Source organism: Nonomuraea sp. KM88 (assembly GCF_052245635.1).
In the GTDB taxonomy this organism is placed as follows: Bacteria; Actinomycetota; Actinomycetes; order Streptosporangiales; family Streptosporangiaceae; genus Nonomuraea.
In genome coordinates this window covers 238,675-257,417 of record NZ_JBQQCC010000003.1, presented here as the reverse complement: position 1 = coordinate 257,417, position 18,743 = coordinate 238,675, and the positions used below count along the sequence as shown (strand labels likewise).

Annotated in this window: 19 protein-coding genes; 10 read left to right on the top strand and 9 right to left on the bottom strand. The window is 71.7% G+C overall.

Translation table 11 applies throughout. The features are described from left to right. Positions 1-53: 53 nt before the first annotated feature. The 8 genes from ACTWPV_RS10835 to ACTWPV_RS10800 all read left to right on the top strand — a co-directional run bounded on the left by ACTWPV_RS10835 (position 54) and on the right by ACTWPV_RS10800 (position 8,620). Entirely contained in the window at positions 54-944 is an 891-nt protein-coding gene (locus ACTWPV_RS10835) for an endo alpha-1,4 polygalactosaminidase (RefSeq protein WP_443151644.1), read from the top strand. After that, positions 934-1,890, top strand: coding sequence for a carbohydrate kinase family protein (locus ACTWPV_RS10830; RefSeq protein ID WP_443151643.1), 957 nt, complete (start codon positions 934-936; stop codon positions 1,888-1,890). Before ACTWPV_RS10835 ends, ACTWPV_RS10830 begins: the two co-directional genes overlap by 11 nt. After that, positions 1,887-3,176, top strand: a complete 1,290-nt coding sequence (locus ACTWPV_RS10825) for an alpha-glucosidase/alpha-galactosidase (protein ID WP_443151642.1) — start codon at positions 1,887-1,889, stop codon at positions 3,174-3,176. The genes ACTWPV_RS10830 and ACTWPV_RS10825 overlap by 4 nt, the downstream gene beginning before the upstream one ends. Continuing rightward, a complete protein-coding gene (locus ACTWPV_RS10820; protein ID WP_443151641.1) occupies positions 3,173-4,447 on the top strand; it encodes an ABC transporter substrate-binding protein in 1,275 nt (424 codons plus the stop codon). Before ACTWPV_RS10825 ends, ACTWPV_RS10820 begins: the two co-directional genes overlap by 4 nt. Further along, positions 4,444-5,343 carry a carbohydrate ABC transporter permease gene (locus ACTWPV_RS10815; protein ID WP_443151640.1) on the top strand — a complete coding sequence of 300 codons (900 nt, stop codon included), beginning with the start codon at positions 4,444-4,446 and terminating at the stop codon, positions 5,341-5,343. The genes ACTWPV_RS10820 and ACTWPV_RS10815 overlap by 4 nt, the downstream gene beginning before the upstream one ends. Beyond that, positions 5,340-6,152, top strand: a complete 813-nt coding sequence (locus tag ACTWPV_RS10810; protein WP_443151639.1) for a carbohydrate ABC transporter permease — start codon at positions 5,340-5,342, stop codon at positions 6,150-6,152. The genes ACTWPV_RS10815 and ACTWPV_RS10810 overlap by 4 nt, the downstream gene beginning before the upstream one ends. A gap of 66 nt (positions 6,153-6,218) precedes the next feature. Next, complete coding sequence (locus ACTWPV_RS10805; RefSeq protein ID WP_443151638.1) at positions 6,219-6,980, top strand: cyclase family protein; 762 nt, start codon at positions 6,219-6,221, stop codon at positions 6,978-6,980. Beyond that, positions 6,977-8,620, top strand: a complete 1,644-nt coding sequence (locus tag ACTWPV_RS10800) for a thiamine pyrophosphate-binding protein (protein ID WP_443151637.1) — start codon at positions 6,977-6,979, stop codon at positions 8,618-8,620. The genes ACTWPV_RS10805 and ACTWPV_RS10800 overlap by 4 nt, the downstream gene beginning before the upstream one ends. Before the next feature lie 55 nt (positions 8,621-8,675). On the opposite strand, the gene ACTWPV_RS10795 is transcribed toward ACTWPV_RS10800, so the two are convergent. The 3 genes from ACTWPV_RS10795 to dhaK form a co-directional block, all read right to left on the bottom strand. Then, positions 8,676-9,050: a PTS-dependent dihydroxyacetone kinase phosphotransferase subunit DhaM gene (locus ACTWPV_RS10795; protein ID WP_443151636.1), complete on the bottom strand. Its 375-nt coding sequence runs from the start codon at positions 9,048-9,050 to the stop codon at positions 8,676-8,678. Between the two features lie 121 nt (positions 9,051-9,171). Continuing rightward, complete coding sequence (gene dhaL, locus ACTWPV_RS10790; protein ID WP_347642895.1) at positions 9,172-9,789, bottom strand: dihydroxyacetone kinase subunit DhaL; 618 nt, start codon at positions 9,787-9,789, stop codon at positions 9,172-9,174. Positions 9,790-9,910: 121 nt separating this feature from the next. Then, on the bottom strand, positions 9,911-10,885 hold the full coding sequence (dhaK, locus tag ACTWPV_RS10785) for a dihydroxyacetone kinase subunit DhaK (protein ID WP_443151635.1): 975 nt from the start codon (positions 10,883-10,885) through the stop codon (positions 9,911-9,913). Positions 10,886-11,044: 159 nt separating this feature from the next. Between dhaK and ACTWPV_RS10780 the strand changes: the two genes are divergently transcribed. Further along, positions 11,045-11,791: a lysophospholipid acyltransferase family protein gene (locus tag ACTWPV_RS10780; protein WP_443151634.1), complete on the top strand. Its 747-nt coding sequence runs from the start codon at positions 11,045-11,047 to the stop codon at positions 11,789-11,791. 44 nt (positions 11,792-11,835) lie between these two features. Here the strand turns inward: ACTWPV_RS10780 and ACTWPV_RS10775 are convergent, their stop codons facing one another. Together ACTWPV_RS10775 and ACTWPV_RS10770 are read right to left on the bottom strand one after the other, a co-directional pair. Continuing rightward, complete coding sequence (locus tag ACTWPV_RS10775; RefSeq protein ID WP_347642898.1) at positions 11,836-12,642, bottom strand: serine/threonine-protein kinase; 807 nt, start codon at positions 12,640-12,642, stop codon at positions 11,836-11,838. Positions 12,643-12,698: 56 nt separating this feature from the next. Next, positions 12,699-13,946: an MFS transporter gene (locus tag ACTWPV_RS10770; protein ID WP_443151633.1), complete on the bottom strand. Its 1,248-nt coding sequence runs from the start codon at positions 13,944-13,946 to the stop codon at positions 12,699-12,701. Positions 13,947-13,984: 38 nt separating this feature from the next. On the opposite strand from ACTWPV_RS10770, the gene ACTWPV_RS10765 reads away from it, so the two are divergent. After that, positions 13,985-14,401, top strand: coding sequence for a hypothetical protein (locus ACTWPV_RS10765; RefSeq protein WP_443151632.1), 417 nt, complete (start codon positions 13,985-13,987; stop codon positions 14,399-14,401). A 47-nt stretch (positions 14,402-14,448) separates the two neighbouring features. On the opposite strand, the gene ACTWPV_RS10760 is transcribed toward ACTWPV_RS10765, so the two are convergent. From ACTWPV_RS10760 to ACTWPV_RS10745, 4 genes are all read right to left on the bottom strand, one after another. Then, positions 14,449-15,072: a DJ-1/PfpI family protein gene (locus ACTWPV_RS10760; RefSeq protein ID WP_443151631.1), complete on the bottom strand. Its 624-nt coding sequence runs from the start codon at positions 15,070-15,072 to the stop codon at positions 14,449-14,451. Positions 15,073-15,074: 2 nt separating this feature from the next. Further along, positions 15,075-16,034, bottom strand: coding sequence for a GlxA family transcriptional regulator (locus tag ACTWPV_RS10755; protein ID WP_443151630.1), 960 nt, complete (start codon positions 16,032-16,034; stop codon positions 15,075-15,077). Between the two features lie 128 nt (positions 16,035-16,162). Continuing rightward, complete coding sequence (gene pruA / locus ACTWPV_RS10750) at positions 16,163-17,788, bottom strand: L-glutamate gamma-semialdehyde dehydrogenase (RefSeq protein ID WP_347642904.1); 1,626 nt, start codon at positions 17,786-17,788, stop codon at positions 16,163-16,165. After that, entirely contained in the window at positions 17,788-18,705 is a 918-nt protein-coding gene (locus ACTWPV_RS10745) for a proline dehydrogenase family protein (protein ID WP_443151629.1), read from the bottom strand. Before ACTWPV_RS10745 ends, pruA begins: the two co-directional genes overlap by 1 nt. Positions 18,706-18,743 lie beyond the last annotated feature (38 nt).

Below are 18,743 nucleotides of genomic sequence, written 5' to 3'. Positions count from 1 at the left end.
GAACAGCGCGCATCGCCACTTGTCCCGAACCGTGTCGTTCGCGAGGAGTGTCCATGCGTCTTCCCGCCCTGATCTCCACCGCCACCCTGGTGGCCGCACTGTCCCTCCCCCTACCCGCCACCGCGTCGACCCCGGCTGTGAACCCGGCGGCGGCACCCGCCGGCGGCCTTCCCGCGCCGGTCCCGTGCGACGGCTGCTGGCAGCCCGCACTGAGGACGAGCTGGCAGTGGCAGCTCTCCTCACTTCCCGCCAAGCCCTATCCGAACGTGCAGATGTTCGACATCGACGGCTTCGACGCCGCCGAGGACGGCACGATCGTCGCGTCGCTCAAGGCCGGCAGGCCGGACCGCGGCCTCGTCTGCTACATCAGCGCCGGCACGTTCGAGGACTGGCGCCCCGACGCGGGGCGCTTCCCCGAGGAGGTGCTCGGCTCGCCCCTCGAGGAGTGGGAGGGCGAGCGGTGGCTGGACATCCGCGCGTACACCGGCACCCTCGGCGAGATCATGAAGACCAGACTCGACATGTGCAAGGCCGCCGGATTCGACGCGGTGGAGCCCGACAACGTCGACGCGTACAGCAACGACAGCGGCTTCCCGCTCAGGGCGGCCGACCAGCTGGCCTACAACGCCTGGTTCGCCAACGAGGCCCACAAGAGAGGGCTGTCCGTCGCGCTGAAGAACGACGTGGCGCAGATCCCGCGGCTCCTGCCGTACTTCGACTTCGCGGTGAACGAGGAGTGCTGGCAGTACACCGAGTGCACCACCGCCCAGAACGGCGGCGACCACGGCTACGACCAGTTCGTCAAGGCGGGCAAGGCGGTGTTCCAGGTCGAGTACAACCTCGCTCCCGCCGCCTTCTGCTCCCGGTCCAACGCTCAGAACTTCAACTCGCTCAAGAAGAAGTACGAGCTCGGCGCCTACCGCGTACCCTGCCGTGGCGCGTGACTTCGACCTGCTGGTCGTGGGCGACGCCAACCCCGACGTGGTGCTCTCAGGGGCGCCGCGCGGGCTGGCGTACGGCCAGCGCGAGCAACTCGTCTCCGGCGGCGACCTGGTCCTCGGCGGGTCCGGCGCGATCACCGCGTGCGGGGCGGCCCGGCTGGGCCTGCGCACCGCGTTCGCCGGTCGCGTGGGCGACGACGCGGCCGGGCGCTTCGTCCTGAACGTCATGGCCGAGCACGGGGTGGACGTCTCCCACTGCGTGATCGGTCCCCGGCCGACCGCCATGACCGTCGTGCTGGCCGACGGCACGGACCGGGCCATCCTCACCTCGCCAGGCTGCCTGCCCGACCTGACCGTGGACGACGTGCCGCGCGGCCTGGCCAGGCACGTGCACGTGTCGTCCTATTTCCTGCAACCCGCGCTGGCGGCCGGCCTGCCCGGCTTCCTGGCGGGGGAGCGGCGGGGCGGCGCCACCACCTCCCTGGACACCAACGACGACCCGGCGGGCGCATGGGACGGCGTCGGCGAGGTGCTGGGCGAGGTGGACGTGTTCCTGCCCAACGCCGCCGAGGCCGTAAGCATCGCCCGGAACCTCGCCCGGAACCTCGCGGCGCGCTCGTCCACCGGCGCAGGACCGTCCGGTACGGGTCCGGAGAGCGTGGAGGCCGCCGCGGCGCGGCTGGGCGCGCTCGGGCCCGCCGTGGTCGTCAAGAACGGCGGCGACGGCGCGCTGGCATGGGAGCGGGGGCGGTTGACCCGCGCGCCCGCCGTGCCCGTGGAGGCGGTCGACACCGTCGGCGCCGGCGACAGCTTCGACGCCGGGTTCCTCGCCGCCCGGCTGCGCGGGATGAGCCTGCCCGAATGCCTGCGCGTGGCCGTGACCTGCGGCTCCCTTTCGACCCAGGCGGCCGGGGGCACCGCCGCCCAACCCACGTGGGAAGAACTATGAAGATCGTCTTTCTCGGCGCAGGCAGCGTCGAGTTCACCCAGGGCCTGCTGGCGGACCTGGTCGCCTTCCCCGACCTGGGGGAGTTCGAGGTGGCGCTGCACGACATCCACGCCGAGCGGCTCGACACCGCCGAGGCCGCCGCCCGCGTCATCGCCGCCGGCCGCCCCGTCACGATCACCGCCGACCGCGACCTGCGGCGGGCGCTCGAAGGCGCCGACTTCGCGATCAACATGATCCAGGTCGGCATGATCGACGCCACCCGCGTCGACTTCGAGGTGCCCGCCCGACACGGCCTGCGCCAGACCATCGCCGACACCATCGGCGTGGGCGGCATCTTCCGCGCCCTGCGCACGTTCCCCGCGCTGGAGCGGATGGGGCAGGCCATGGCCGAGATCTGCCCGGACGCGTGGCTGCTCAACTACACCAACCCGATGGCCATGAACGTGTGGTACCTGGCCGCCGCCACCCCCGTGCGCAACGTGGTCGGGTTGTGCCACTCCATCTACTGGACGGCCCACGACCTGGCCGAGCTCGTCGGGGTGCCGTACGACGACGTGTCGTACCTCGCGGCGGGCGTCAACCACCAGTCGTGGATGTTGCGCTTCGAGTCCGGCGGCGAGGACCTCTACCCGCGGCTGGACGAGGCCATCGCCCGCGACCCCGGGCTGCTGCGCCGGGTGCGCGTGGACATGTACCGCAGGCTCGGCTACTACCCGACCGAGACCAGCGAGCACTCGGCCGAGTACGTGCCCTGGTACCTGCACGACGAGGCCGAGATCGAGCGCCTGCGCATCCCCGTCGGCGCCTACGTCGGCATCAGCGAGGAGAACATGCGCCAGTACGAGGCCACCCGCGACGCGCTCAGAGCGGGCCGGCCGATCACCGTGGAGGGGACCATGGAATACGCCCCGCAGATCATCCACAGCATCGCCACCGGAACCACCCGGACCGTCTACGGCAACGTCCAGAACAGGGGCCTGGTCGGCAACCTGCCGGCGGACTGCGTGGTCGAGGTGCCGTGCGTCGCCGACGCGCTCGGCGTGCGGCCGCTCGCGGTCGGCGACCTGCCCGCCCAGTGCGCGGCGCTCAACCGCGCCTACGTCAACGTCAACGAGCTCACCGTGCGCGCCGTCACCGAGGGCCGCCGCGACCACGTGCGGCACGCCATGATGGCCGATCCCAACACGGCCGCCTCCCTCACCGTCGAACGGATCGACGCCCTGTGCGAGGCGCTCTTCGAGGCCCACGGCGACCTGCTCCCCGCATCGCTCAGGAGGCGGTCATGAAGGTTCACGGCGCGGCGGCGCTGCTCCTCGTCGCGGGTCTGCTGGCCGGCTGCGGCTCGTCCTCCTCGGACGAGGCCGGCGGGCCGGTCGAGATCACCTGGTGGCACGGCCAGGTCGAGACCCAGGCGAAGGTCATCGAGGAGCTGGCGGCCGACTACAACGAGGCCCACCCGGACGTGAAGATCACTCCCGCGGTGGGCACCACGAACGTGGACGACATGCTGCAGAAGGTCCAGGCGGTGCTGGCCGGCGGCAAGGCGCCCGACATCGCCTACATGTACGGCACCTGGATGCCGCACCTGGCCAAGAACCCCACGGTGTACGACCTGACCGCCACCGTGAAGGCGCCGGAGTTCGGCTGGGACGACTTCTGGCCGTCGGAGCGGGCCGTGTCGGAGGTGGACGGCAAGGTCGTCGGCGTGCCCGCGGTGGTCGACAACCTGGGCGTCATCTACAACAAGAAGCTCTTCGACGCGGCCGGTCTGGAGTACCCGGACGAGGACTGGACCTGGGACGACTTCCGCGCCGCCGCCAGGAAGCTGACCAGGGACGGCGTGTACGGCACCGCGTACCCCGTCACCGGGACCGAGGACACCGTGTGGCGGTTCTGGCCGATGATCTGGCAGCAGGGCGGCGCCATCGTGACGCCCGACGGCAGGAAGCCGGCGTTCAACACCCCGCAGGCGGCGCAGGCGCTCGGCTTGTGGAGCGCCATGGCTCGCCAGGATAAGTCCGTCTATCTCGATCAGAACGGCGAGAAGTTCCTGCCGCTGTTCCAGAGCGGCAAGGTCGGCATGATCATCGCCGGTCCGTGGGCGCTGCTCGACATCATCGACCACAAGATCGAGTACGGCGTCCAGGTGCTGCCCGGCTACAACGGCAACCACGAGACCATCGCCGGGCCGGACAACTGGGTCGTGTTCGACAACGGCTCGCGCCGTGCCAAGGCCGCCGCCGACTTCCTCACCTGGCTCACCCGGCCCGAGCAGGACGCCCGGTGGACGCTCGGCCTCGGGAACCTGCCGATCCGCAAGGCCACGACCGAGCTGCCGGCGTACGAGAAGTTCGTCAAGGACATCCCCGACATGGACGTGTTCACCGCGAACCTCGACAACGCCAAGCAGGCCAGGCCGCACCTGCCCGCGTACCCGGAGTTCTCCGAGAAGGTCGGCGACGCGATCAGCGAGGCCCTGGTCGGTGGCACGCCCCCGCAGGAGGCGCTGGCCACGGCCGCCACCGAGGCCGGCACGGTGCTCGGGCGGGCCCGATGACGGTGCTCGCCGCGCGGGCGGGCGGGCGGCGGCACCGGGCCCGCCGCCTGCTGCCCGACCTGACCGGGTGGGGCTTCGTCCTGCCCGCCACGCTGGTGATCGTCGGACTGAGCCTGTTCCCCGCGGTGTGGGCGCTGCTGCTCTCCTTGCGGGACGGCGACCTGCTCACCGGCGGCGACTACGTCGGGCTGCGGAACTACGGCGACATGCTCGGCGACACCGAGCTGGCCGCGGCGGCCGGGCACACGGCGGTCTACACGGTGCTGTTCGTGCCCGGATCGGTGGTGCTCGGGCTGGCCCTGGCACTGGCGCTGAACCTGAAGATCCGGCTCATCGGCTTCTACCGCACCTGCTTCTTCGTCCCCTACGTCGTCTCGGCCGCCGCCACGGGCATCCTCGCGAACTTCGTGTTCGACCCCGACTTCGGCATCGTCAACGCCGGGCTGAAGGCCGTCGGCCTGCCCGCCATGGGGTTCCTGCAGGACCCGGACCAGGCCATGCTCACGCTCGTCCTGATCTCGATCTGGGGCGGCGTCGGCATGCCCGCCGTGGTCTACCTCGCCGCGCTCCAGGACATCCCGCGCGAGCTGGTCGAGGCGGCCAGGGTCGACGGCGGCGTGGGCCGGCACGTGCTGCGCCACGTGGTGCTGCCGCAGCTGCGCCCGGCGACCGCCTTCCTGCTGATCTGGCAGACGATCACCGCGCTTCAGCTGTTCGACCTCGTCTACACCACGACGAAGGGCCAGCCGCTCGACTCCACGACCACGATCGTGTTCTACCTCTACCGGCAGGCCTTCCAGCTGTTCCACTCCGGCTACGGCACGGCCATCGCCTACGTCCTGTTCCTCGTGACGCTCGCGATCTCGGGCGCCGTCCTCTGGAGGAGCGCACGATGAGACGGCGCCACCTCGCCCACCTGTTCCTGATGCCCGCCGCGCTGCTGTTCGTGGCGCCGCTGGTCTGGATGGTGCTGACCGCGTTCATGCCGGACAGCGACATCAACACCTACCCGCCCAAGCTCTGGCCCGAGCACTTCACCACGGCCGGGTTCGCCCGCATCTTCACCGAGGACGACTATCCGCTCTGGCTGGCCAACACGGTGATCGTGGCCGCGGCGGCCGTCGCCGGGCACGTGGTGCTCTGCTCGCTGGCCGGCTACGGCTTCGCCCGGATCGGCTTCCGCGGCCGCGGGCTCACCTTCGGCGCTCTCATGGCGACCATCATGGTGCCCACCCAGGTGCTGATGATCCCCACGTTCCTGCTGTTCAAGAACCTGGGCCTGATCGACACCCTCGGCGCGGCCATCGTTCCGTGGCTGGCGTCGGCGTTCGGCGTGTTCCTCATGCGGCAGTTCTTCCTGTCGCTGCCCAAGGAGCTGGAGGAGGCCGCGACCATCGACGGGTGCTCCCGGCTCGGCGTGTTCTTCCGGGTGGTGCTGCCGCTGGCCCGCCCCGCGCTGGCCACGCTCGTCGTGTTCACGCTGCTCGGCTCCTGGAACGACCTCCTGTGGCCCCTCATCGCCATCTCCTCCGAGGACAGCTACACGCTGCAGCTCGGCCTGGCCACCTTCTCCGGGGCCCGGCACACCGAGTGGTCGGCCCTCATGGCCGGCAACGTCGTGGCCGTGCTGCCGCTGGTCGCCGCCTTCGTGCTGGCGCAGCGCCACTTCGTGGCGACCATGAGCTTCAGCGGCCTCAAGGGCTGAACGTGAGAGGTTGGCACGGGTGGGGCGTGCGTAGGAGGATGCGCACAGCCCACGAAGGAGGAAGTCATGTCGGTGTTGAAGAGCCTGGTCGACAGCGTGCGCGGCGGTGCGATCGAGGTGGTCGACCTCACCGCGCCCCTGTCGTCGCGAACGCCGATCCTCCAGCTGCCCGAGCCGTTCAGCAACACGATCCGGTTCTCCCTCGAGGAGATCAGCCACTACGACGACCGCGGCCCCGCGTGGTACTGGAACGACATCCACACGGGCGAGCACACCGGCACGCACTTCGACGCGCCCGTGCACTGGGTCACCGGTCGCGACGGCGAGGACGTCTCCCAGGTGCCGCCACGCAGCCTGATCGCGCCCGCCGTCGTGCTCGACTTCGCCGACGAGGCGGCGAAGGATTCCGACTTCCTGCTGCGGATCGACCACGTCAAGGAGTGGGAGCGCGCCAACGGCCCGCTCCCCGACGGCGGCTGGCTGCTCTACCGCACCGGCTGGGACACCCGCTCGGGCGACCAGGACGACTTCCTGAACGGCTCCCACACGCCCGGCATCTCCGTCGAGTGCGCCGAGTGGCTGGCCGCCGAGACGCCGATCGTCGGGCTCGGCGTCGAGACCGTCGGCACCGACGCGGGCGCCGCCCACTCCTTCGCCCCGCCCTTCCCCTGCCACTCCTTCCTGCTCGGCGCCGGCAAATACGGGCTCACCCAGCTGCGCAACCTCGACCGCCTGCCCGTGACCGGCGCCGTGGTGCTCGCGCCGCCGCTGCCCATCGTGGGCGGCTCCGGCAGCCCGGTGCGCGTGCTCGCCCTGGTCGAACGTTGATCGTCGCGGAGGCCGTGGGCCGGGCCCTGGCCGCCTGCGGGGTCGAGACCGCCTTCGGGGTGGTCGGCAGCGGCAACTTCCACGTCACCAACGCGCTCGTGGCCAACGGCGTGCGTTACATCGCCGCCCGCCACGAGGGCGGGGCCGCCACCATGGCCGACGCGTACGCCCGCATGAGCGGGCGCGTCCCGGTGGTGTCGGTGCACCAGGGGCCGGGGCTGACGAACGCGATGACCGGCATCACCGAGGCGGCCAAGAGCCGCACGCCGCTGATCGTGCTCGCCGGGGAGACCACCGACGTGCACTCCAACTTCCACGTCGACCAGGACGCGCTGGCCACGGCGGTGGGGGCGGCGCCGATGCGGGTCACCTCGGCGGGCACCGCGGTGGCCCAGGTCGCCGAGGCCTTCCGGGTGGCCGTGGAGGAGCGGCGTACGGTCCTGCTGAACCTGCCGCTCCCCGTCCAGGCCGCCCCCTTCGACCCTCCTTCGACCTGGGATGACGCCGTACGGCCTGTCACCGCGTCCACATCGGCGGGCCGGCCCGAGGACGGCGAGGCGCTCGACGACCTGGCGCGGCTGCTGGGCGCGGCCCGGCGGCCGGTGTTCATCGCCGGGCGCGGAGCCCGGCACGCGCGTGGCGAGCTGGAAGGGCTGGCCGGCCGGGTGGGCGCGCTGCTGGCGACCTCCGCGGTGGCCAAGGGCCTGTTCCGCGGCAGCCCCTGGGACCTCGACGTGAGCGGCGGCTTCGCCACCCCGCTCGCCACCGAGCTGATCAGGGGCGCCGACCTCGTCGTCGGATGGGGATGCGCGCTCAACACGTGGACCACCGGCCACGGCGGCCTCATCTCGCCGGGGACGAAGGTGGTGAAGGTCGATCTCGACCCGGGCGTCTTCACGGCGTACACGTCCCCCGACCTCGGCGTGGTCGGCGACGTGGCCGCCGTGGCGCGAGCCGTGACCGCCCGCGTCGCCGGAGCCGGCGGTTACCGCTCGACCGAGATCGGGCGGCGCATCCGGGCCGAGGGGCGCTGGCGGGACGTCCCGTACGACGACGAGAGCGCGGGCGGCCGGATCGACCCGAGGACGCTCACCATCGGGCTGGACGACCTGCTGCCGCAGGAGCGGATCGTCTCTCCCGATTCCGGAAATTTCATGGGATACCCCTCAATGTTGATGGATGTCCCTGACGAGTTCGGGTTCTGCTTCACCCAGGCGTTCCAGTCGATCGGGCTGGGCCTCGCGACGGCGATCGGCGCGGCGGTGGCCCGCCCCGACCGGCTGCCGGTGGCGGCGCTCGGCGACGGCGGCGCCCTCATGGGCCTCGCCGACCTCGAGACCGTCGTCCGGCTGGGCCTGCCCATGGTGATCGTGGTCTACGACGACGAGGCGTACGGCGCCGAGGTCCACCACTTCGGCCCTCACGGGCACCCGCTCGGCACGGTCACCTTCCCGCCCGCCGACTTCGCCGCCATCGCCAGGGGGCACGGGCTCGACGCGGTCACGGTCACCGAGCAGGCCGACCTGGCGGGCGTGGCCGCCTGGCTCGACGGCCCCCGGGAACGTCCGCTGCTGGTCCACGCCAGGATCACCCGCGACCACGCCTCCTGGTGGCTGGAGAACGCCTTCAAGTCCCACTGACCTTCATGCCTCCCGTGGGCGGTCAGGGGGACCCTCCCACGGCTGCGCGGGCGGGTCAGAGCTTGCGGAAGGTGCGGGACTCCTCGGCCGAGGCGAGGACGTCGGCGAGTGGTGCGTCCGCGCCGGCCGCCACCGCCGCCGCGATCGCGCCCTCCACGAACGGGACGTCCGCCACGACGATGCGCCCGTCCTCCTCCAGCAGGCGGGCGGTCAGCACCGAGCTGCCCAGGTCGGGGATGAGCACCACCCCGTCCCCCTGGTCGACGCCGCGCACCGCCTCCTCGACGAGGTCCACGCTCGTGCCGAGACCGCCGTCCTCCGTGCCCCCGGCCGCCGCCACGGGCACCCCGGCACCCGCGATCCCCTTGGCCAGCGCCACGGCCTCCACGGCCAGCCCGGCACTGTGCGAGACCAGCACCAGCCCCACCATCACGCCACCCCACCGGCGGCGCACGCCCGTGCCCGCCGCGTCACGCCTCCACAGCGCCCGGCCGCGGCACCTCCCGCGTTCATGATCGCAGGGCCGGTCCCAGCGTCTTCCGTGCGGCCCGTCATGACGCCACGCTCGCCAGGGCCGCCATGAACAGCGCCGACGACGCCGCCCCCGGATCCTCGTGCCCGATGCTGCGCTCGCCCAGGTAGCTGGCACGGCCCTTGCGCGCCTGCATCGGGATCGTGGCCTCGGCCCCCTCCGCGGCCGCCCGTGCCGCCTGCTCGAACGCCTCGCGGACCCCCACCCCATCGCGTACGGCCAGCGCCAGGGCCCGCGAGGCCGGCGCCAGTGCGTCCACCATGGTCTTGTCGCCCGGCGCGGCCTTGCCCAGCCGCTCGACCGCCACGACGCCCGCCTCGAACGCCGCCGAGAAGCCGGCCAGCGTCACCGGCGACTCCAGCACCTTGCCCATCTGCCGGAACACCGACCCGTACAGCGGCCCGGAAGCGCCGCCGACGCGGCGGATCAGCGCCGTGCCCGCCGAGGTCAGCACCTGCACCGGCGACTCGGGCGGCCATTCGGTGAGCGCCTTGCAGACCTCGGTGAGCCCGCGGTCGAGGTTGGTGCCGTGGTCGGCGTCGCCGATCGCCGCGTCGAGCCGGGTCAGGCGGTCGCGGTCGCGGCGTACGAGCCGGGCCGTCTCCTCGAACCAGGCCACGAACAGGTCGGTGTCCATCGGATGCGCGCGGGGTGCCCCGCCCGCCTCAGCCGGCGGGGGAGCCCGCGCTCCCTCCCTTCAAGAGGTGTCCTGGCGGATCGAATCGTCGCGCGCTGCGCTCCGGCGCGGACCGGAGACGTCACCATCGCAGGCCAGGCGTGTCGACCGGGGCGTCCCACAGGCGGGTCAGCGTGTCGTCGAGCCGACAGACGGTGACGGAGAAGCCCTGCATGTCGAGGCTCGTCACATAGTTGCCGACCAGCGACCGTGAGATCCGCGCTCCCTTGCCCTGGACGTACGCCGCCACCTCCGCGAAGACCACGTACAGCTCCATGAGGGGCGTGCCGCCCATGCCGTTGACCATGACGAGCAGCTCGCCCTGCAACGGCAGGTCGCCGTGGATCGCGTCCATGGCGGTGGCCGCCAGCTCGCGGGCCGGCGCCATCGGCACCCTGGCCCTGCCGGGCTCGCCGTGGATGCCGATGCCCAGCTCCACGTCCGTCGCCGGCAGGTCGAACGTCGGCTTGCCCGCGTGCGGCGTCGTGCACGAGGTCAGCGCGATGCCGAAGGACCTGCTGCGTTCGTCGACCGCGCCGGCCACGGCGGCCACGTCGTTCAGCGGCGCGCCCTCCTCGGCCAGCGCCCCCGCGATCTTCTCGACGAACAGGGTCGCGCCGGTGCCGCGGCGGCCCGCCGTGTAGAGGGAGTCCTGGACTGCCACGTCGTCGTCGACCAGCACGCTGGCCACCTCGACGTCCTCGGCCAGCTCGGCGGCCATCTCGAAGTTGAGCACGTCGCCGGTGTAGTTCTTGACGATGTGCAGCACGCCGGCGCCGCCGTCCACGGCCCTGGTCGCCTCGATGATCTGGTCGGGCACCGGTGAGGTGAAGATCTCGCCGGGGCAGGCCGCGTCGAGCATGCCGTACCCGACGAAACCGGCGTGCAGCGGCTCATGCCCCGACCCGCCGCCCGACACCAGGCCGACCTTCCCCGGGCGCGGGCCATCGGCCCGGTAGACCACCTGGTCGCGGATCCGCAGCGTGGGATGGGCCGCGGCCATGCCCTTCAGCGCGTCCTCGACGACGGAGTCCGCCGCGTTGATGAGCTTCTTCATGGTGTGTACATCTGCCCGTTTTGACCACCACGCAAGCGTCGGAGCCGGACGCAGGCCGCCCACGCGAGCACGGGCGCCCGGGCCGCGGCCAGGAGGGGCACCACCCGCGCCCCGGGTCCCGACTACCGTGAGACCCGCCCGAACAGCTACCTTCTGGTCATGGCTGAGATCGTGTACCCGCCGGTGATCGCCGCCGCGCGGACCCTCTTTCGTGTGCTCGACATCCGCTTCCACATGGAGGGGACCGAACACGTGCCGCAGACGGGGGGAGCTGTGCTGGTGAGCAACCACATCAGCTACCTCGACTTCATCTTCGCCGGGTTCGCCGCGCTGCCGTCGAAGCGGCTGGTGCGCTTCATGGCCAAGCAGGACGTGTTCGAGCACCGGATCTCCGGCCCGCTGATGCGGGGCATGCACCACATCCCCGTCGACCGGGGGGCGGGTGCGGGCTCGTACGCGACGGCGCTGCGCATGCTCAAGGCCGGTGAGATCGTGGGCGTCTTCGCGGAGGCCACGATCAGCCGGTCGTTCACCGTCAAAGAGATCAAGAACGGCGCGATCCGGATGGCCCAGGCGACCAACGTGCCGGTGATCCCGGTGGCGCTGTGGGGCAGCCAGCGGTTGTGGACCAAGGGGCGGCCGAAGAAGCTGCTGCAGCGGCATGTGCCGCTCACCATCCTGGTGGGCGAGCCGATGCACCCCAAACGCGGCGAGAACGTCAACGATCACGTGACGGAGCTGCACACGCGGTTGTCGGAGCTGGTCGACCGCGCGCAGCGCACCTATCCGGAGGTGCCGCAGGGCGTGTGGTGGCAGCCCGCCCATCTCGGCGGCACCTCGCCGACCCCCGAGGAGGCGGCGGCCATGGACGCGGCCGAGGCGGAGGCCCGGGGCAAGAAGGACTGACCGCCGACGCGCGAGACCCCCGCCCGGTGATCAGAGCGGGGGCGTCAGATGGCTGCTTGGTAGGCGCTGGCGCGCATGCCCGCCAATAAACCCGCCGTCTGCTCCAGGGTGTAGCGGCGCACGGGGTCGTGGTGGAGCAGCCCCTCGATCAGCGGGCGCATCACGCCCGCCCGTCGCGGCGGCGGATAGGGGCCGCTGCGGGCCATGCCGAGCACGGTCGCCGCGTCCTGCCCCGGATAGGGAGGCTGGCCCTCGACGGCGCTGTAGAGGGTGGCGCCGAAGGACCACATGTCGGCCTCCTTGCTGGCCGGGCCGCCGTGCAGCCGCTCGGGCGCCATGAACGCGGGCGTGCCGCGCAGGCGCCGGGACGTCGTCATGCGGATGTCGCCCTCGGCGGTCGCAATGCCGAAGTCGGTCAGCACCACCCGGTCACCGGTCAGCATGACGTTGGCCGGCTTCACGTCGCGGTGCAGCACGCCGGCCTGGTGGGCGGTGCGCAGCGCGGCGAGCAGGTGCTGGCCGATGGCCGCCACCGACTGCGCGGGCAGCGTGCCCACCTGGGAGAGCAACTGGTGCAACGAGAGCCCGTCGAGATATTCCATCACGATCCAGAGCTTGCCGCCCTCCTCGATCAGGTCGTGCACCGTGACGATGTTGGGGTGCGTCAGCCCGGCAGCCATCCTGGCCTCACGCAGCACCCGGCGGCGCACCATCTCGGCCTCGCCGGCCAAGGTCAGCTCCTTAAGCGCCACCGTACGGTGGAGGAGCTGATCGAACGCGCGCCAGACGACGCCCATACCCCCACGACCGGCCTCCTCGTTCAGGAGGTACCGTCCGCCGATCTCCCGCATACCATCCCCTCAAGCTCGGGGACAATCATGTCACCTCAACACAGGCCTTAGGGTGCCTAACGTGATCTGGATATGTCGGAATGTGCGGGTGTGCTGGTCAACGGCCTAGAAATTCGATCCGACACAGCGCGCCACACCAGCCCGACCGCTGACAGACACACGCAGGCGGCGCCCACCAGGACAGCCCCGACGCCCGCGAGCTCGGCCACGACGCCGCCCAGCGCCGCTCCGAGGGGCATCCCGCCCATGCCGACGAGCCGGTAGGCCGAATTGACCCGTCCGAGCAGCTCCGCAGGGATCAGCCGCTGCCGGGTCGAGATCACCAGGACGTTGCCCGCCGCGCCCACCAGGCCCCACAGGACGGCGGTCGGGTAGAGCGCCCAGGGGGAGGGGACGAGCACGGGCACCAGGAGCATCAGGCTGCTGATGAGCCACGCGCCCACGAGTGTCCCGACCTCCCCGAAAAGCCCCGCCGCGCGACCCGACAGCAGCCCTCCGAAGATCGCGCCCACGGCGAACGCCGTCGTCATCAGGCCGTATTCGCTCGGCTCCAGCCCCATCATCGAGCCGTCGCCGACCGCCCACAGGACGAACACCCCGAAGTAGCCGGCGTTGGCGAGGTTGAGCAGGCCCGCCGAGATCGCCAGGCTCCGCAGGATCTTGTGGGCCCACAGATAGCGCAGCGCCTCGCCGATGTCATGCCGCAGCGGCCGCTTCGCGGGCGTGGGGAGCGCCAGGTAGGCGCCCCGCATGCCGAGCAGGAGCAGGCCCGCGGCGGCGTAGAGCAGGGCGGGGGCGCCGAAGAGGGCGGCGGGCGCCACCGTGACGAGCAGGCCCGCCAGCGGGGCGCCCGCGAATTCGTTGCCGATCATCTGGGCGCTGGACACCCGGCCGTTCGCCCTGGTCAGGTGGTGGCTCGGCACGGTCATGGGCAGGATCGACTGCGCCGAGGTGTCGGCGAACACCTCGGTGACGCCGGCCAGCAGCAGCGCGGCCAGCATGACCGGCAGGCTCAGCCGGCCGAGCACCGCCGCAACGGTCACGGCGGCGAGGATGGCGGCGCGGGCGGCGTTGGCGACGACCATGATGCGGCGGCGGTCGAAGCGGTCGGCGATCGCGCCGGCGTGCAGCGCCAGCAGCAGCCACGGCGCCGTCGCCGCGGCCCCGACCAGCGACACCAGCACGGGGGAGCGGGTCATCGACACGGCCAGCAGCGGGGCGCCGACCTTCATCAGGCCGTCGGCCAGGTTGGACAGCGCGGTGGACGACCACAGATATCCGAACGAACGCCCAAGACCCGCCATGGTTCACTCCGGTAGGGTGTAAGGAGGCCAGGCACGGCATGATCGAAGTGGCGCCCGAGATGGGGCGCGGCAAGGAGAAATACTGGCGCATCACGCCCGGCGGCTTCTCCTTCGGCGACCCGCCCGCCGATCCCGAGGCGGCGAGCGCGATGGAGTTCCTGCTCGACGACCTCGTCCGCCAGCGCGGTGCGGAGCTGGCCCGGTGGCGGCAGCAGGAGGCGGCGGCGCCCGAGGAGTGGGTGCGGGCGAGCGCCTTCGGGCGGCGGTCGCTCCAGCTCACGCCGGAGGAGACCATGAGGCTGAAGGACGAGGTGTACGCCGTCCTGGAGCGCTATCGGGCGCTGTCCGACGGTAAGGCCGACGCGTCACCGGACACCTCGTCGGAGCCGGCGTCGGGCCGTGTGGTCGTGCACTTCGACGTGCTCCCGCTGGGGGCGGGCGAGGAGGGCGCATGACGCGGGCGCCGTCCTCCCCATGGGGGACGACGGCGCCCGCGCGCAGATCAGGCGAGGAGGCGGAGTGCGCGCTCGGCCAGCCCCTCCGGCGCCGTCTTCGGCGAGCCGCTCGTGAAGGGCGGCTGCGGATCGTACTCGATCACCAGCTGCACGCTCTGCGCGGTCTGCTCATCCGTGGCCTGCGCCAGCAGCGTCAGCGCCATGTCGATCCCCGCGGACACCCCGGCCGCGGTCACGATCTTGCCTTCCGTGACCACACGCTCGCTGACCGGCTGGGCGCCGACCTGCTTGAGGTAGTCGAGCAGGGCCCAGTGCGTGGTCGCCTTCAGCCCCTCCAGCAGCCCCGCCGCGCCCAGGAGGAGCGAGCCGCTGCACACCGAGGTCGTCCACATGGTGTGCTCGTGCGCCTGCCGGATCCAGCCGGTCAGCGCGGTGTCGCCCATCACGTCCAGGGTGCCGAGGCCGCCGGGGACGACGATCACGTCGGGCCGGGGCATGTCGGCGTAGGAGGCCGTGGCGGCCAGCGTGAGCGTGCCCTGGTCGTCGGTGACGGGGCCGGGCTCCTCCGCGACGAACGAGACCGTCCAGCCCGGCGCGAAGGCCATCACGGTGTACGGCCCGACCGCGTCCAGCGCGGTGAAACGGGGATAGAGCGGGATGGCCACCTGCATGGTCAACTCTCCTTCGACTGGAACCGGCGACGGTGGTCGCCGGGTGAGATCCGCCAGTGGCGGCGGAAGACGCGGTAGAGCGTCTCCGGCGTCCCGAGCCCCGACTCCCTGGCCACCGTGGCCAGCGGGTGACCGGTCACCTCCAGGAGCCGCCTGGCGGCGTCGGCCCGGCTGCGCTCGACGTACCGGCCGGGTGAAAGGCCCGTCTGCTCGGTGAAGACGCGGGAGAAGTGGCGCTCGGACATGCCGGCGAGTGCGGCGAGCGCGGCCACGCTGAGGTCGGCCGCGGGGTTGGCGTCGATGTGGGCCTGCAGTTCCCTGATCGGCTCGCTGCGCGGCGTCATGGCCCGCATCGGCGTGCTGAACTGGCTCTGCCCTCCCGGCCGGTGCAGGTAGACCACGAGCCCGCGGGCGACGTCGCGGGCCAGCTCGTGGCCGTGGTCCCTGGCCACCAGCGCCAGCGCGAGGTCCACGCCGGACAGGACGCCCGCGGACGTCCAGACGTGGCCGTCCTCGATGTAGAGCGGATCGGGGTCCACCTCGACGCACGCGTAGCGGGCCGCGAGCTCGTCCGCGGCCAGCCAGTGCGTGGTGGCCCGCCGGTGGTCCAGCAGCCCGGCCTCGGCCAGCACGAACGCGCCGTTGCAGACGGAGGCGACCCGCCGGGCGGAGCCGGCCAGCCGCGCGACCTGCGCGACCAGCTCGCCGTCCGCGATCTGCTCGGGCACCGACCACCCGCCCGCCACCAGCAGCGTGTCGACCGGCCCCTCGACCTCGCCGAGCGGCGCGGCCACGACGGTGACGCCGTTTCCCGCCGGCACGGAGCCGCCGCCCACGGCCACCACCTCGACCCGGTAGGCGCCGCGCGCGATCAGGGCGGCCGTCGCGAACACGTCGGCGGGCCCGGCCATGTCGAGCAGCTGGAAGCCGGGAAAGACCACCACCAGGATGCGTCGCTGCATGCCTTCATGCTGGTCGCGCGGGCACGGTGGCGTCAACGACACATCCATTGCAGATCACGCCATCCGTCCGGCTCCCGCACGACGAACGCCCCCGGCACACGCGGTGGCCGGGGGCGTTCTGGGGACGATCAGCCCATGTGCGGATAGCGGTGGTCGGTCGGCGGGACGAACGTCTCCTTGATCGTGCGGACGTTCGCCCAGCGGATCAGGTTGAAGATCGAGCCCGCCTTGTCGTTGGTGCCCGAGGCGCGCGCGCCGCCGAACGGCTGCTGGCCGACGATGGAGCCCGTCGGCTTGTCGTTGACGTAGAAGTTGCCCGCCGCGAAGCGCAGCCGGTCGCCGGCCGCCTTGATGGCGTAGCGGTCCTGGGCGATGACCGCCCCGGTCAGCGCGTACGGGGCGATGCCCTCCATCTGGTCGAGCACCGCGTCGAAGTCGCCGTCGTCGTAGACGTGCACGCCGAGGATCGGCCCGAAGTACTCCTTGACGAAGATCTCGTCCGCCGGGTCGGCGCACTCCATGATGGTCGGCTTCACGAAATAGCCGACGGAGTCGTCGTACGAGCCGGTCAGCACGTCGATGGTCGACGACGCCCTGGCCCGGTCGATGGCCTCCTTGTGCTTGGCGAAGGCCCGCCCGTCGATGACCGCGCCCATGAACGTCGACAGGTCGCTCGCCACGTCGCCCACGCTCAGCGACTCGGCCACGGAGACGAAGTCGTCGCGCATGCGGTTCCAGACCGAGCGCGGCACGTACGCCCGCGAGGCGGCCGAGCACTTCTGCCCCTGGTATTCGAAGGCGCCCCTGATCAGCGCCGTCGAGACCACCTCAGGGTCGGCCGACGGGTGGGCGAGCACGAAGTCCTTGCCGCCGGTCTCGCCGACGATGCGCGGATAGCCGTGGTAGGAGGCGATGTTGGCCCCGATCGTGCGCCACAGGTGCTGGAACGTGCCGGTCGAGCCGGTGAAGTGGATGCCCGCCAGCGCGGGGTGGGCGAGCGCCACCTCGGAGACGGCCTGGCCGTTGCCGGTGACGAGGTTGATCACGCCCGGCGGGAGCCCCGCGGCCTCCAGCAGCCGCATCGTGTAGTGGGCCGCGAGCTGCTGGGTGGGCGACGGCTTCCAGACGACGACGTTGCCCATCAGGGCGGCCGACGTCGGCAGGTTTCCCGCGATGGCGGTGAAGTTGAACGGCGTGATCGCCAGCACGAAGCCTTCGAGCGGGCGGTACTCCATCCGGTTCCACACGCCGGGCGAGGAGTTCGGCTGCTGGGCGTAGAGCTGCCGCGCGTAGGACACGTTGAACCGCAGGAAGTCGATCAGCTCGCAGGCGGCGTCGATCTCCGCCTGCTGCACCGACTTCGACTGGCCCAGGATGGTCGCCCCGTTGATCGTGGCCCGCCACGGCCCCGCCAGCAGGTCGGCGGCCTTCAGGAAGATCGCGGCCCGCTCGTCGAACGGCAGCGCCTGCCAGGCGGGCGCCGCCCGCAACGCGCTGTCGACGGCGTCCTGCACGTCCTGAGCCGTAGCGTCGTTGGTACGGCCCAGGACGTGGGCGTGGTTGTGCGGCTGCACCACGTCGATGGGGGCGCCGCCGCCGAGGCGCTGCTCGCCTCCGATGGTCATGGTCAGGTCGATCTGCGACCCGGCCAGCTCCTTGATGCGGTCCTCCAGCGTGGTCCGCTCGGCGCTGCCGGGCGCGTAGCCGTACACCCGCTCGTTGGCGGGGACGGGGACGTTGCTGATGGCATCCATTACTTACCCCCAAGGGCGCGAAGGAAGAAGGCGACGTTGGCCGGGCGCTCCGCGAGACGGCGCATGAGATAGCCGTACCAGTCGTCGCCGTAGGGCACGTACACGCGGACCGTGTGGCCGGCCCCCGCCAGGGCCTCCTGCAGGTCGGTCCTGATTCCGTAGAGCATCTGGAACTCGTGGTCGCCGATCGTCCGCCCGAACCGGTCGGCGAGCAGCTCCGTGATCGCGATCATGCGATCGTCGTGCGTCGCCACCATGGGGTAACCCTTCCCCGCCATGAGGATGCCCAGGCATCGTACGTACGCTTTGTCCACGGCGGTCCTGCCCTGGTGGGCGACAGAGGCGGGCTCGCGGTAGGCGCCCTTGACCAGGCGTACCCGGGAACCCTCCGAGGAGAGGTCGCGGCAGTCCTGCTCGCTGCGGAACAGGTAGGCCTGGATCGCCACGCCCGTCGAAGGATGGTCCTCGCGCAGCTTGCGCAGGACGGCCAGGGTGGAGTCGACGGTGGTGTGGTCCTCCATGTCGAGCGTGACGGCCGAGCCGGTGACCGCGGCGGCGGCGCAGATCTCGCGAGCGTGCTCCAGCGCCATGGTTTCGTCGAGCCGCTGCCCGAGTGCCGACAACTTCACCGACACCTCGCCCCTCGCGCCGAGTTCCAGCGGCCTGATCGCGCGGAGCAGGGTGAGATAGGCGTCCGTGGTGGCGGCCGCGGCCCGCGCGTCGCGCGTCTCCTCGCCGAGATGGTCGACGGTCACGGCGAGCCCGGTGTCGCGCAGCCGTTCGACCGTGTCGCGAGCCTCCTCGACACCCTCCCCGGCGACGAACCTCCCGACCACTCTCCTGGTGAGCGGGAAGCCCGACACGCCGCGGCGGACGGCACCGCTCCTGGAGGCGGTGAGCAGCAGTTGACGGAGCATGCGTCCAGTCTAAAAACCCAGCTCAGCGGGGGCCATCG

Excerpts from the sequence above, each read along its gene's own strand:
- ACTWPV_RS10835 (WP_443151644.1), top strand. The coding sequence starts at position 54 with ATGCGTCTTCCCGCCCTGATCTCCACCGCCACCCTGGTGGCCGCACTG.
- ACTWPV_RS10825 (WP_443151642.1), top strand. The coding sequence starts at position 1,887 with ATGAAGATCGTCTTTCTCGGCGCAGGCAGCGTCGAGTTCACCCAGGGC.
- ACTWPV_RS10820 (WP_443151641.1), top strand. The coding sequence starts at position 3,173 with ATGAAGGTTCACGGCGCGGCGGCGCTGCTCCTCGTCGCGGGTCTGCTG.
- ACTWPV_RS10815 (WP_443151640.1), top strand. The coding sequence starts at position 4,444 with ATGACGGTGCTCGCCGCGCGGGCGGGCGGGCGGCGGCACCGGGCCCGC.
- ACTWPV_RS10810 (WP_443151639.1), top strand. The coding sequence starts at position 5,340 with ATGAGACGGCGCCACCTCGCCCACCTGTTCCTGATGCCCGCCGCGCTG.
- ACTWPV_RS10805 (WP_443151638.1), top strand. The coding sequence starts at position 6,219 with ATGTCGGTGTTGAAGAGCCTGGTCGACAGCGTGCGCGGCGGTGCGATC.
- ACTWPV_RS10795 (WP_443151636.1), bottom strand. The coding sequence starts at position 9,050 with ATGGTGGGGCTGGTGCTGGTCTCGCACAGTGCCGGGCTGGCCGTGGAG.
- dhaL (WP_347642895.1), bottom strand. The coding sequence starts at position 9,789 with ATGGACACCGACCTGTTCGTGGCCTGGTTCGAGGAGACGGCCCGGCTC.
- dhaK (WP_443151635.1), bottom strand. The coding sequence starts at position 10,885 with ATGAAGAAGCTCATCAACGCGGCGGACTCCGTCGTCGAGGACGCGCTG.
- ACTWPV_RS10780 (WP_443151634.1), top strand. The coding sequence starts at position 11,045 with ATGGCTGAGATCGTGTACCCGCCGGTGATCGCCGCCGCGCGGACCCTC.
- ACTWPV_RS10775 (WP_347642898.1), bottom strand. The coding sequence starts at position 12,642 with ATGCGGGAGATCGGCGGACGGTACCTCCTGAACGAGGAGGCCGGTCGT.
- ACTWPV_RS10770 (WP_443151633.1), bottom strand. The coding sequence starts at position 13,946 with ATGGCGGGTCTTGGGCGTTCGTTCGGATATCTGTGGTCGTCCACCGCG.
- ACTWPV_RS10765 (WP_443151632.1), top strand. The coding sequence starts at position 13,985 with ATGATCGAAGTGGCGCCCGAGATGGGGCGCGGCAAGGAGAAATACTGG.
- ACTWPV_RS10760 (WP_443151631.1), bottom strand. The coding sequence starts at position 15,072 with ATGCAGGTGGCCATCCCGCTCTATCCCCGTTTCACCGCGCTGGACGCG.
- ACTWPV_RS10755 (WP_443151630.1), bottom strand. The coding sequence starts at position 16,034 with ATGCAGCGACGCATCCTGGTGGTGGTCTTTCCCGGCTTCCAGCTGCTC.
- pruA (WP_347642904.1), bottom strand. The coding sequence starts at position 17,788 with ATGGATGCCATCAGCAACGTCCCCGTCCCCGCCAACGAGCGGGTGTAC.
- ACTWPV_RS10745 (WP_443151629.1), bottom strand. The coding sequence starts at position 18,705 with ATGCTCCGTCAACTGCTGCTCACCGCCTCCAGGAGCGGTGCCGTCCGC.